At 31.3% G+C, this 12,852-nt stretch carries 9 protein-coding genes, 1 tRNA gene and 1 pseudogene (1 of these 11 cut by a window edge); 7 read left to right on the top strand and 4 right to left on the bottom strand.

The features are described from left to right. Positions 1-63: 63 nt before the first annotated feature. Together FVF61_RS08045 and FVF61_RS08040 are read left to right on the top strand one after the other, a co-directional pair. The gene (locus FVF61_RS08045; protein WP_148455137.1) at positions 64-1,293 is read left to right on the top strand and encodes a metallophosphoesterase; all 1,230 of its coding nucleotides are present in this window, start codon (positions 64-66) and stop codon (positions 1,291-1,293) included. Positions 1,294-1,438: 145 nt separating this feature from the next. Then, positions 1,439-1,735, top strand: a complete 297-nt coding sequence (locus FVF61_RS08040) for a thioredoxin family protein (protein WP_148455135.1) — start codon at positions 1,439-1,441, stop codon at positions 1,733-1,735. A gap of 2 nt (positions 1,736-1,737) precedes the next feature. Here the strand turns inward: FVF61_RS08040 and FVF61_RS08035 are convergent, their stop codons facing one another. Together FVF61_RS08035 and FVF61_RS08030 are read right to left on the bottom strand one after the other, a co-directional pair. After that, positions 1,738-2,415, bottom strand: coding sequence for a polysaccharide deacetylase family protein (locus FVF61_RS08035; protein ID WP_148455133.1), 678 nt, complete (start codon positions 2,413-2,415; stop codon positions 1,738-1,740). A 5-nt stretch (positions 2,416-2,420) separates the two neighbouring features. Further along, positions 2,421-5,735, bottom strand: coding sequence for a glycosyltransferase family 117 protein (locus tag FVF61_RS08030; protein WP_148455131.1), 3,315 nt, complete (start codon positions 5,733-5,735; stop codon positions 2,421-2,423). A gap of 152 nt (positions 5,736-5,887) precedes the next feature. Between FVF61_RS08030 and FVF61_RS08025 the strand changes: the two genes are divergently transcribed. Then, positions 5,888-5,960 (top strand) — tRNA-Gln (locus tag FVF61_RS08025). Positions 5,961-6,011: 51 nt separating this feature from the next. Here FVF61_RS08025 and FVF61_RS08020 read toward each other — a convergent pair. Further along, positions 6,012-6,836, bottom strand: a complete 825-nt coding sequence (locus FVF61_RS08020) for a universal stress protein (protein ID WP_148455129.1) — start codon at positions 6,834-6,836, stop codon at positions 6,012-6,014. Positions 6,837-6,995: 159 nt separating this feature from the next. Between FVF61_RS08020 and rimP the strand changes: the two genes are divergently transcribed. The 3 genes from rimP to infB are packed head-to-tail and all read left to right on the top strand — an operon-like array spanning position 6,996 to position 11,498. Continuing rightward, the gene (gene rimP / locus FVF61_RS08015) at positions 6,996-7,457 is read left to right on the top strand and encodes a ribosome assembly cofactor RimP (RefSeq protein WP_148455127.1); all 462 of its coding nucleotides are present in this window, start codon (positions 6,996-6,998) and stop codon (positions 7,455-7,457) included. Positions 7,458-7,469: 12 nt separating this feature from the next. Further along, positions 7,470-8,702 (top strand): transcription termination factor NusA, encoded by a 1,233-nt coding sequence (gene nusA, locus FVF61_RS08010; protein WP_148455125.1) that lies wholly within the window; start codon positions 7,470-7,472, stop codon positions 8,700-8,702. A gap of 30 nt (positions 8,703-8,732) precedes the next feature. Continuing rightward, positions 8,733-11,498 (top strand): translation initiation factor IF-2, encoded by a 2,766-nt coding sequence (gene infB / locus FVF61_RS08005; protein WP_148455123.1) that lies wholly within the window; start codon positions 8,733-8,735, stop codon positions 11,496-11,498. A gap of 44 nt (positions 11,499-11,542) precedes the next feature. Here infB and FVF61_RS08000 read toward each other — a convergent pair whose 3' ends face one another. Then, positions 11,543-11,929 (bottom strand): SPOR domain-containing protein, encoded by a 387-nt coding sequence (locus FVF61_RS08000; RefSeq protein WP_148455121.1) that lies wholly within the window; start codon positions 11,927-11,929, stop codon positions 11,543-11,545. A 228-nt stretch (positions 11,930-12,157) separates the two neighbouring features. Here FVF61_RS08000 and FVF61_RS07995 point away from each other — a divergent pair. After that, positions 12,158-12,852, top strand: a pseudogene (locus FVF61_RS07995) (cytochrome c3 family protein); it runs 635 nt beyond the window's last position.

Genomic DNA, 12,852 nt, shown 5'->3' with positions numbered 1-12,852 from the left:
TTAAAGTTTTTTTTAAATCCGTGAGAATGAATCAATTCAATTATCTTTGAGTAAAATTTAGAAATGGAACGTTGGATTATTTTTTCTATTATTTATGTATTTTTAGTGGTATATGGCTATCAAGCTATTAAAACACTCACTAAAAATAAATGGATTTATATAGCATTTATAATTCTAGCTCTATTAGTAATTGGGAATTTTGTATTTCAATTTACAATAGCTTCAGATAGTCGAGTGTTATCTCAACCTAAAAGTGAAGCTTTTGGATTTTTATTAGCTTTTATGTCTTTTAGTTTGGTAATTGCTCCTATTTTATTTAGCGAAGATATTGTTCGATTTTTCTCAGGGTTATATCATAAATTTTCACCTTCTAAAAAGAATTTTTATGTACCATCTCGAAGAAAATTTGTCAGTCAGATAGCTTTAGGTATAGCTGCTATTCCATTCTCATCTTTGTTGTATGGCATGTATAAAGGAAAATATGATTTTCGAGTTTTGAAATATACGCTGCATTTTGATGATTTACCACCAGCTTTTGATGGATATAAATTAACTCAAATTAGTGACATTCATTCTGGTAGTTTTGACGATAGAGAGAAAATAAAATATGCAGTTAACTTGGTGAATGAACAAAAATCTGATGCTATATTTTTTACAGGAGACATGGTAAATAACAAAGCGTCAGAAATGATTCCTTGGAAAGATGTTTTTAGAAACTTAAAAGCCAAAGATGGCATCTATTCTATATTAGGAAACCATGATTATGGAGATTATGTAGATTGGGAAAATCAAAATGATAAAATAAAAAATCTAGAAGAATTAAAACAAATTCAACAGGAAATAGGATTCGATTTACTTTTAAACGAGAATCGGTTTATTGAAAAAAATGGTGAACGTTTAGCAATTATAGGTGTAGAAAATTGGGGAAGAGGACCTTTTAAAAAAGCTGGAGATTTAAAGAAAGCATCTGAAAGTATAGATAAAGATGATTTTAAAATTCTTTTGAGTCATGATCCTTCACATTGGGAAGATGTGGTTATTGATGATGACTATACATATCAATTAACCCTAAGTGGACACACACATGGAATGCAATTTGGTATTGAAATTCCAGGATGGATTAAATGGAGCCCAATAAAATGGCGTTATAAATATTGGGCTGGTATTTATAAAGAAATGGGTCAGTATATAAATGTCAACAGAGGTTTTGGATACCTTGGTTATCCAGGAAGAGTAGGTATTTGGCCAGAAATAACAGTTATAGTGCTTAAAAAGGGGAAGGAATTAGTGTAATTTAATGAAAGTAATTTTTGTCCTTATAAAAGGAATATTTTATATTACATATTAGTTGAAACTTACTATTTATAAGGCATATATACAAAATATGAAAAAAATACGTAGGTTTGTATAAATTCATTTGACTTAAAACTTAAAAAGTATGTCAAAATTTGGGGAACTTATAGATGTAGACATTCCTGTACTACTTGACTTTTTTACCGAATGGAATGATCAGTCTACTGCCATGCATCCAGTTTTAAGAGATGTTGCTGCTGCTTTAGGAGACAAAGCAAAAGTTATAAAAATTGATGTAGATAAAAATAAAGAGTTAGCCGAAGCTCTAAGAGTAAAAGGCTTACCAACATTAATTATTTATAAAAATGGTGAAATGAAATGGCGCCATAGTGGTGAACAAGATGCCAATACCTTAATAGGGATAATTCAAGAATTTGTTTAATTTTATTTTGGGTTTAGATTTAAAGCCTGAAATTTAAAACCTTTTTTACTAAAATGTTCTAACATTTTCGGTAATGCAAACATCATATTTTCTGAAGCTTTATCACTGTCATGAAAAACAACGATACTTCCGTTTTTTGTGTTATTAACAACATTTTTATAACATTTCTCTTTACTTGTTTTAGAAGTCCAATCAAAAGCTAAAACACTCCACATAATTATATTATATCCTAATTTAATTAATTTACGACCTTGATCTTTTGTTATTTGCCCATATGGAGGACGAAAGAGATTCACAATTGAAGGCTGATGATTAATAGTTTTAGATTCTTGAATTTGAGAGGTTATTATTTCCTGAGCCTGCTTGACATTTTCTAAATAGTCTTGAGTTTTAGTTTTCCTGCCATTTGGATGATTGAACGTATGATTGCCAATAGCATGTCCATGGTTTAAAATTTTTTGAAATATATTAGGATGTTTTTGCACATTATCTCCAATGCAAAAGAATGTAGCTTTGGCATTGAATTGTTTTAAAACATCTAAGGTCCAATCAGTAACAGTTGGTGTTGGACCATCATCAAAAGTTAGGTAAATAACGTTTTCTTCTAAAGACATATTCCAGATATATTTAGGAAATATTCTCTTTATTATAAGAGGTATTTTGGCTGGAATAAATGCCATAAAGTTTAGTTATTTAAATCTAAAAGTAAACTATCTATAGCTTCTTCTTGCATTAAATCTGGATTTGTATCAGGTATAGTTTCTGGTCCAATTCCTTCATAAAAATGGCCAAATAAGTTTAAATAGTTAGTAAAAATTAAAGATTCGTCTTTATAAAAAGCCTTGTCATATTCCTGTAAAACATCAAGAATTCCTTTGTATCTTTCAATATCTGTTAAAATATCTTCTATTAGTCTGTATTGACTTTCAACATCTAGTTTGCTGTAATATGTTAGATTTTCTTGATATTTTTTAGAGACATCTTTATATAGTTTTTTAGCTTTTTCATCAGAGTCTACTTCATAATAGATGCCTATATAAGGTTCTAATAAAGTATAATATCCAAATTGTTCTACTGGCATATGTTCCATAGCAATGTCTGCTATTTCTTCTGCTTTAGATAATTTTTCTTCATTTATTAATTGTTCAGCAAGTCTTGCTAAATTACCTCTATAAGTTATAGAATTTTTACGAGTTTCTGTATCGTGATATATGTCTGTATCTCCACTATTTCCCCAATCCCATTTAACAACTTTGTTATACATTAAATCGCTATCAACGCGTCCCATGTCAAACGGATTTGCTCTATCAACAGGTGTTTTTATAGGAACCAATTTATAGCACATACCATCTAATTGTAAGTAGTCTTTCATCCAGATATAATCTTCATCACTAAAAGCACCTCCAGTAAAATATATTGGTCGTTTCCAATCGTTATTGGCAACAATATCTAACATAAGTAGTCTGTTTTTATATATGGCATTATCTGTAATTGTAATATCTAAATAGTCAACTATTTCATCAACATCTTTCTCTTTAACAATCCCAGATTTTAGAGCATTCTCTTTGTTTACAGGGATTCTAATATTTTCAACAGGGAAATAATTTGAATTAATTAATTGTGATGGATAAAAACTTGGGTCATCTCCTTGTTGTTCTAGAATATATCTAAATTTTGTTCTTGGATTTTCGCTAGAAACAAAATCTAAAAAATCTTTAATAAGCATCGTGTCTTTAGAGATTTGTCTTTTCATGATATAATCTCTAGTGCCATATCTATATTGGTCGTGTGTTAATTGCGAAGGGATAGGGTCACTTTCATAGGCTTTACGTTTCATTTGATCTATATACCAATCTGTTTGAAACAAACTCGTATTTACAACGCGAACATCTGTTCTGTAACCTTCTATTTCTTGAGCATACCATAAAGCGAAAGTGTCATTGTCACCAATAGAGAATAAAATTCCATTTTCTTCGCAGGAGTCTAAGTATTTTTTTGCCATGGCTCTAGCAGTATATTTTCCAGATCTATCATGATCATCCCAATTGTTTGAAACTAAAATGCCAGGCACTAAAATTAAGCAAACTAAAGTAACTGTAGGAGCTAACATTTTAGATGAGGTGTATTTAGTTAAGATCTCATATAGTGAATACACACCAAATCCAATCCAAATAGCAAACACGTAAAATGAACCTACTACCGAATAATCTCTTTCTCTAGGTTCAAAAGGTCTTACATTGGTATAAAATTGAATAGCTAATCCTGTAAAAAGGAAAAACGCCATCATAACCCAAAATGTTTTTTTATCTTTTTTAAACAAAAAGAAAAGCCCAATAAGTCCTAAAATTAAGGGTAAAAAGTAATACGTGTTTCTGGCTTTGTTGTTTTTAACATCGCTTGGTAAGTTGTCTTGAGAAAAGCCAAGATGCCATTCATCTATAGGTTTAATACCACTAAGCCAATTCCCATGATTATCATACCTTCCTTGAATATCATCCTGTCTTCCAGCAAAATTCCATAAAAAATATCTCCAATACATATAGCCTAACTGATACTCTAACATGTAAGCTATATTATTTCCTAAGGAAGGTTTTTCAACATCTATATATTGTCCAAATTGTTTTAAAAAATTATGATAGTCTTCATAATCAACTGCACCTTGAGCGACATCATTTTTGAAGTCAGAAATGGCTTTACGCAATTCATTCTCCATTTGGTATTCTGGTTTTAGTTTAAAATCTAAAAATCCAGAAAAGAGCATATAATTCTCTGCATTCTCTTGGCTCCACATTCTTGGTAAAATAGCAGCATGCTCGTGATTGTAATTTTGTTTGGCATTTTTCCAGTCGTTTATAATAACATATTTCCCAGTTTTGAGATCTTTTTCATAATTAGGCTTATCGTCAATATATGGCTCATTTTCATCCAATCCTGAATATTGATCTGTAAATAATGGACCATAAAACAAATGTGTTTCCGGATATTGTTCTAAATTATAATATGCAAGTAATTCTCTAGCATCAGAAGGATCATTTTCATTAATAACCACGTCGGCATTCGCACGAATAGGTAACATTAGCCAAGATGAAAATCCGATAAAGATGAACATTAGGCACAAAATACCTGTATTAAGGTGTTTGTAATTTTTGTCTCTAGTATATTTAATTCCAAAATAAAATGAAGCAATTAATAAAATCCCAGCTATAATAGTTCCAGAATTAAATGGTAATCCAATGGTGTTGACAAAGAAAATTTCGAAAGCACTAAACAGTTTTAGAGCATTTGGTAAAAGAAGTTTGAAAATAAATAATAAGATAGCAACTGATACCACATTAGCAATTATGAAATTTTTAACTGTAACAGTTTTATAGTTTTTAAAATAATAAATTAAACCAATGGCAGGAATAGTTAATAAGCCCATGAAATGAACTCCAAATGAAAGCCCAATTATAAAAGCAATTAGAATTAACCATCTATTTCCACGAGGTTTATCCATGTCTTGTTCCCAACGTAAACCCAAGTAAAATAATACAGACATAATTAAGGTAGCCATAGCATAAACTTCAGTTTCTACAGCATTAAACCAAAAAGAATCTGTAAATGTAAAAGCTAAACTTCCTACAAATGCACTACCTAGAACAGCAACTTTTTTAGCTTGAGTAAATTCTCCTTGATGTTTCACTAGTTTTTTTAGAAGTAAAGAAATACTCCAAAACATAAATAATATAGTAAAAGCACTAGCAACAGCACTCATTAAATTCATGACTAATCCAATTTGGCTAGGTTCTAAAGCAAACATAGAAAAGAATGCACCAAACATTTGGAATAATGGAGCTCCAGGTGGATGACCTACTTGTAATTTAGAGGATGTTAATATGTATTCGCCAGCGTCCCAGAAACTTACTGTAGGTTCTACTGTAAGACTATAAGTAATTAATGCAATTAAAAAGGAGAACCATCCTAATAGTGTATTCCATTTTTTAAAGCTGAAATGTGTCATAAAATCTATGTTTGTTACAAGAAGCGAATTTAACAATAATTATGTTATATGGAATACTTTTAAGGAAACGTTAAGGTTTTAGAAATTATTTTCTGCAAAAAATACTTGCGCAAACAAAACTTTGTTTTAAATTTGCAACCTCAATTACACAATGGCCTATGGTGTAACTGGCAACACGTCTGGTTTTGGTCCAGAAGAGTCTAGGTTCGAGCCCTAGTAGGCCAACAAAAAAAGCCTTTCAATTTATTTTGAAAGGCTTTTTTGTTTCAAAAAATTTTAAATCTTAAATGTTATTACAGGTCTTTTTGCATGATTAACTAGATCTTCACTTATGCTACCATTTAAAAAATGTGCAATCCCTTGCCTGCCATGAGTGCTAATTCCAATTAAATCGGCATTTATATTATGAGAAAAATTTAGAATTCCCTTTTCTACATTTTCATCGTTATAAATGTTAATAGTATAATTTTCAAAATCAATACCCTTTATAAAATTGGTAATTCTAGATTTAGCTTTTTCAGTAGTTTGAAAATTATTTGCAGTATTAACCATTAACAAGTGTATTTTAGCATCAAAAGCTTTTGCTAAACTTGTGGCTTGTTTGTAAGTTTCTTTATTGTCGTTATTAAAATCTGAAGCAAATACAAATTCATTAATATCAAAATCTCTATGTTCGTTTTTAATAACTAAAACAGGCACTTCAGAAGTTCTAACCACCTTTTCTGTATTTGAACCAATAAACATTTCTTTAAAACCCGAGGCTCCATGAGAGCCCATAATAATTAAATCAACTTTATTTTGTTTGGCTGTATCTGAAATTCCTGAAAAAGATTGATTAAAATCAACTGTTTCATGAACAGTAATACCTTCAAGATATTTTTTAGACAATACATCTTCAAATTTTTTATGAGCTAGTTTCATAAAAAAGACAGCTTCTGGTAATTCGCTATGATGGCTTAAAGCGTCTATTTGGTGAAGAGGAAGTTCTAATAAATGAGTTAAATAGATTTCGCTATTGTATTTTTTTGCTAATTGTGCAGCTACTTTTAAAGCATTTTCGGCTTCTTTTGAAAAATCAGTTGGTACTAATATTTTTTTCATAGTTGGGATTTAAATGTCAGTAAAAAGATGCCAATAAAATTAAGAATAAAAAATGACATTTCAATCATTATGTAAATCAATATAAATGTTGTATATTTGCACCGTTGTAAGAATTAAGAGATATGAGGGGACGGAAAGTCCCCTCTTTTTATACAAAAAATGTTTAGAACAACTGTAGAAAATTTATTAAAAGAAGGATTAGAGCAAAAACAATATTTGTTTTTAATCGATTTTTCTATTTCCGAGGATAATACAATTAAAGTAGTTATTGATGGAGATCATGGTGTGACTGTAGAAGATTGTATGTTTATAAGTCGTGCCATAGAGCATAATTTAGATAGAGAAGAACAAGATTTTTCTCTTGAAGTAGCATCTGCTGGAGCAACAGCTCCTTTAGTAAATAAAAGACAGTATAAGAAAAATATAGGTAGAACTATAGAGATAAAAACAGCAGATAAAATTATAGAAGCAGATCTTATAAATGCAACAGACAACAACATTATAGTACAGTGGAAATCTAGAGAGCCAAAACCAGTTGGTAAAGGAAAGGTAACTGTGCAAAATGAGGCAGAAATTGCCTATGAAAATATTGTAGAAGCAAAAGTTATGATAAAATTTTAAATCAATAGAGATATGGAAAATCTTGCGTTAATTGATTCTTTTTCGGAATTTAAAGACGATAAATTAATAGATCGTGTAACGTTAATGGCAATTCTTGAAGATGTGTTTAGAAATGCCTTAAAAAAGAAATTTGGTGATGATGATAATTTTGATATTATTATAAATCCAGACAAAGGAGATTTAGAAATTTGGAGAAATCGTGTAGTTGTTGCTGATGGTGAAGTTGAAGAACCAAATCAAGAAATCTCATTATCTGAAGCTCGTAAAATTGAACCAGATTTTGAAGTTGGTGAAGATGTATCTGAAGAAGTAAAGCTAATCGATCTTGGTCGTCGTTCTATTTTAGCATTAAGACAAAACTTAATATCTAAAATACACGAGCATGACAACACTAATATCTATAAGCAATTTAAAGATTTAGTTGGAGAAATATATACGGCAGAGGTGCATCATATTCGTCACAGAGCTGTTATTTTGTTAGATGATGAAGGGAATGAGATTATTTTACCAAAAGAAAAACAAATTCCTTCAGATTTCTTTAGAAAAGGAGATAATGTTAGAGGTATTATTGAAAGTGTTGAGCTTAAAGGTAATAAACCTGCAATTATTATGTCTCGTACCTCTCCAACGTTCTTAGAGAAATTATTCGAACAAGAAATACCTGAGGTATTCGATGGATTAATCACTATTAAAAATGTGGTTAGAATTCCAGGGGAAAAAGCTAAAGTAGCAGTAGATTCTTACGATGATAGAATAGATCCAGTAGGAGCTTGTGTTGGTATGAAAGGATCTAGAATACATGGAATTGTTCGTGAATTAGGAAACGAAAATATAGATGTAATTAATTATACAAACAATTTACAGTTGTATATTACTAGAGCTTTAAGTCCAGCGCGTGTAACATCTATAAAAATTGATGAAGAAAACAAACGTGCAGAAGCTATCTTAAAACCAGAAGAAGTTAGTAAAGCTATTGGACGTGGTGGTCATAACATTCGTTTAGCAGGACAATTAACAGGTTATGAGATTGATGTGTTTAGAGAAGGAGCAGAAGAAGATGTAGAGTTGTCAGAATTCTCAGATGAAATTGAAAGCTGGATTATTGCTGAATTCAGTAAAGCTGGTTTAGATACAGCTAAAAGTATTCTAGAACAGGAAGTAGCTGATTTGGTAAAAAGAACAGATTTAGAAGAAGAAACAATTATTGACGTTATTAGAATTCTAAAAGAAGAATTTGAAGAATAACATATATTTAGGTTATATTAAAGGCAATTTATGGCTGAAACTATTAGATTAAATAAAGTATTACGGGAGTTAAACATTTCTTTAGATCGTGCAGTTGAGTATTTAGATACCAAAGGCATCGAAATAGAGAAACGTCCTACTACAAAAATTTCAGACGAAGTTTACAACATTCTTTCAGACGAATTTCAAACAGATGCAAATAAAAAAATGGCATCTCAAGAAGTTAGTGAAGCTAAGATTAAAGAGAAAGAAGCTTTAAAAGAACAACGTGAACGCGAAATTGAAGAAAAAGAAAAAGCTAGAGCATTAAGAGAGGCAGCTGCTGCAAAAGAAGCTGAAGTTGTTAAAGCAAAATCTACTTTGTCTGGACCAAAACAAGTAGGTAAAATAGATTTAGAGCCTAAAAAGAAAGAAGCCGAAGTAGTCAAAAAAGAAGAAGAAAAGGTAGAAGTAGAAAAGCCTAAAGAAGTAGTTCAGGAAAAAGTATCTGAAGAAAAACCTAAAGAGAAAGAACCTGAAAAAGTAGTAGAAAAAGCTGCTAAAAAAGAAGAGCCTAAAGTTGCTAAAAAAGAAGACTCTGTTAAAGTCGAGCCTCAAGCAGAAGACGAAACTTTAAAAACAAAATATCAAAAACTTTCAGGGCCTAAAATTGCTGGAGATAAAATAGACTTAACGCAATTTAACAAACCTAAAAAGAAAAAAGAAGATAAAAAGAAAGACGACAAAGCAACTTCTGGTAACAAGAAAAAGCGTCGTAGAATAAGTAAAGCAGGAGCTCCTGGATCTGGAAATGTATCTGGAAATGGAAATGCTTCAAGAGGAGGAAACGATAGGTTTAAAGGAAAACCTGGAGCTGGAAAAGGAAGAAGAAACATTGTTAAAGAAGAGCCTAGTGAAGAAGAAGTTCAAAAGCAAGTTAGAGAAACACTAGAAAAACTTCAAGGAAAATCTAGTAAAGGAAAAGGGGCTAAATATCGTAGAGATAAAAGAGACCAACATAGAGAACAAACTGAAAAAGATTTACAAGCAGAAGCAGCAGAAAGTAAAATCCTTAAAGTAACAGAATTTGTTACTGCAAGTGAAGTTGCAACCATGATGGATGTTTCTGTTACACAAATTATTTCAGCTTGTATGTCACTTGGAATGATGGTTACCATGAATCAGCGTCTAGATGCTGAAACGCTAAGTATTGTAGCAGAAGAATTTGGATATCAAGTTGAATTTGTTACTGCAGATATTGAAGAATCATTAGAAAAAGTAGAAGATAAACCTGAAGATTTAGTAGAACGTGCACCAATAGTTACAGTTATGGGTCACGTAGATCATGGTAAAACATCTCTTTTAGATTATATCCGTAAAGAAAATGTCATTGCTGGTGAGTCTGGTGGTATAACACAACATATTGGAGCATATGGAGTTCAGTTAGAAAATGGTCAAAAAATAGCCTTTTTAGATACTCCTGGTCACGAAGCCTTTACAGCTATGCGTGCTCGTGGTGCTCAAGTTACAGATATTGCCATTATTGTAGTTGCTGCAGACGATGATATTATGCCTCAAACCAAAGAAGCAATAGCTCATGCTCAAGCAGCAGGAGTGCCAATTATATTTGCAATCAATAAGATAGACAGACCTACAGCAAATCCAGATAAGATTAAAGAAGGGTTAGCCAGTATGAATTTATTAGTTGAAGATTGGGGAGGAAAGATTCAATCTCATGATATTTCAGCTAAAGTAGGAACTGGTATTAATGAATTGTTAGAAAAAGTATTGTTAGAAGCTGAATTATTAGAGTTAAAAGCAAATCCAAATAAACCAGCAATAGGAACAGTAGTTGAAGCATTCTTAGATAAAGGCCGAGGATATGTGTCAACTATCTTAGTTCAAGCTGGAACTTTAAAAGTAGGAGATTACGTTCTTGCAGGAAAGAATAGTGGAAAAGTAAAAGCCATGCACGATGAACGTGGTAATGAGGTGAAAGAAGCAGGTCCATCAACTCCTGTATCTATTTTAGGATTAGATGGAGCACCACAAGCTGGTGATAAATTTTCTGTCTTTGAAGACGAACGTGAAGCAAAACAAATTGCTACTAAACGTACACAGTTACAACGTGAGCAATCAGTTAGAACTCAACGTCATATTACATTAGATGAAATAGGTAGACGTATTGCTCTTGGAGACTTCCAAGAATTAAATATCATATTAAAAGGAGATGTAGATGGTTCTGTAGAAGCATTAACAGATTCGTTCCAAAAATTATCTACTGAAGAAATTCAAGTAAATATTATCCATAAAGGAGTTGGACCAATAACTGAAAGTGATGTCTTATTAGCAACAGCTTCTGATGCTATTATTATTGGATTTAATGTTCGACCAATGGGTAATGCACGTCAAATAGCAGATAAAGAAGAAATCGACATTAGAATGTACTCAATTATTTATGATGCTATTAACGATCTTAAAGATGCAATGGAAGGTATGTTATCTCCAGAGCTTAAAGAAGAAATTACTGGTACTGCAGAAATAAGAGAGATCTTTAAAGTGTCTAAAATTGGTAGTATTGCTGGTTGTATGGTAACTTCTGGTAAAATATTTAGAAACTCCGGAGTTCGTTTAATTCGAGATGGTGTAGTTGTTTACACTGGTGAATTAAGCTCATTAAAACGTTTTAAAGACGATGTAAAAGAAGTTGCTAAAGGATATGATTGTGGTATGCAAATTAAAAACTATAACGATATTAAAGAAGGTGACATTATTGAAGCTTACCATGAGGTAGAAGTTAAAAAGAAATTGAAATAGTTTCTATTGAAACATAAAAAAGCGACCAATTGGTCGCTTTTTTTTTATAAGTCTTTTTCTTTTTTAGGTTTAAAAATAAAGGCAACTGGAAACTTTTCCTTTACTTTTTTTAGGGCTCTATCTGCTTCTAGTCTATCTCTAAAGTTTCCTACCCAAACTTTATAATTAGGTGTTTCATAAACTAATTTTGAAGGCAAATCAATATCTAAACTTTTAAATGTACTCTTTGTTTTTTCAGCTTCAGACCTATTGCCTGAATAAATTTGAATTCTATATCTATCTGAAGTGTTTTCAGACTCATTCATTTCTTTTTTTATTGTCAATAATTTATCAATATCCTTATCTTGATTTATTGTAAGCGTACCTTGTTGAGCAATGCTTAAGTTGCTAAAAAAAAGAATGCAAATAACTGTAAATGTGCTTATTTTCATGTTCAAATTATTAATTTTCAATATTATTTAATGCAAATGTATACCTTATAAACTAAATTATATAGGTATTTATTATTTAGAATTCCTCTAAATTACCAATTAACACTTCCCTAACATTTTCAAAATCGACTTTAAATGTTACTTTTGCGAGAGATTTTATAATTGTATTTTTCATTCACATTAGTGAAAAAATCATACCAAAGTTTAGACGTTAATTCAACCATTAATATGAAACAGGTGAGTAACCGTAAGTTAGGCAGAAATATTCTTAAGTTAAGTTTAATTTTTATTCTAACAATTTCAACTTCAATTTTCGCTCAAGAAGGCGACACAGAAAAAGGAAAATCTTTATTTAATGCCAATTGTGCAGCTTGTCATAAATTAGACAAAAAGATGACTGGTCCTGCACTTCGTCATGTAGAGCAGAGATTAGCAGATGAACAAGGTTTAGATAGAGAATGGCTTGCAGCATGGATACGTAATAGTTCTGCTGTTCTTAAATCGGGTGATGCATATGCAGCAAAGATTTATGATGAGTATAGTGGCGCAGCAATGACCGCTTTCCCACAGTTATCTGATGAAGATATAAGCCATATTTTGGCATACACAGCCCAAGAAGCTGAGGTTCCTGCACAAGTTGCTGGTGCTGCTTCTGGAGCTGGACAAGCTACAGCAGAATCTGGAATTTCAAATAAAATAATATTAGGAGCTTTAGCTTTATTGTTTGCTTTATTAGCTTTAGCTTTAGTGTTAGTAAGACGTACATTAAACCGTTTTGCCGAGGCTAAAGGAGTAGATGTGTCAGAATCTAAAGGTGTTCCAATCTGGAAAGCGTTTGTTCAAAACCAATTTTTAGTATTAGTTACTGCCATATTTTTATTGTTAGCAAGTGGTTATTACTTATATGGATATATGATGCAGGT

The sequence above is a fragment of the Xanthomarina maritima genome (assembly GCF_008084905.1).
Lineage (GTDB): Bacteria > Bacteroidota > Bacteroidia > Flavobacteriales > Flavobacteriaceae > Xanthomarina > Xanthomarina maritima.
This window is presented reverse-complemented; position numbering and strand designations above follow the sequence as displayed.

What these genes read in the sequence shown, in the direction of transcription:
- FVF61_RS08045 (WP_148455137.1), top strand. Translation starts at nt 64, where the DNA reads ATGGAACGTTGGATTATTTTTTCTATTATTTATGTATTTTTAGTGGTA.
- FVF61_RS08040 (WP_148455135.1), top strand. Translation starts at nt 1,439, where the DNA reads ATGTCAAAATTTGGGGAACTTATAGATGTAGACATTCCTGTACTACTT.
- FVF61_RS08035 (WP_148455133.1), bottom strand. Translation starts at nt 2,415, where the DNA reads ATGGCATTTATTCCAGCCAAAATACCTCTTATAATAAAGAGAATATTT.
- FVF61_RS08030 (WP_148455131.1), bottom strand. Translation starts at nt 5,735, where the DNA reads ATGACACATTTCAGCTTTAAAAAATGGAATACACTATTAGGATGGTTC.
- FVF61_RS08020 (WP_148455129.1), bottom strand. Translation starts at nt 6,836, where the DNA reads ATGAAAAAAATATTAGTACCAACTGATTTTTCAAAAGAAGCCGAAAAT.
- rimP (WP_148455127.1), top strand. Translation starts at nt 6,996, where the DNA reads ATGTTTAGAACAACTGTAGAAAATTTATTAAAAGAAGGATTAGAGCAA.
- nusA (WP_148455125.1), top strand. Translation starts at nt 7,470, where the DNA reads ATGGAAAATCTTGCGTTAATTGATTCTTTTTCGGAATTTAAAGACGAT.
- infB (WP_148455123.1), top strand. Translation starts at nt 8,733, where the DNA reads ATGGCTGAAACTATTAGATTAAATAAAGTATTACGGGAGTTAAACATT.
- FVF61_RS08000 (WP_148455121.1), bottom strand. Translation starts at nt 11,929, where the DNA reads ATGAAAATAAGCACATTTACAGTTATTTGCATTCTTTTTTTTAGCAAC.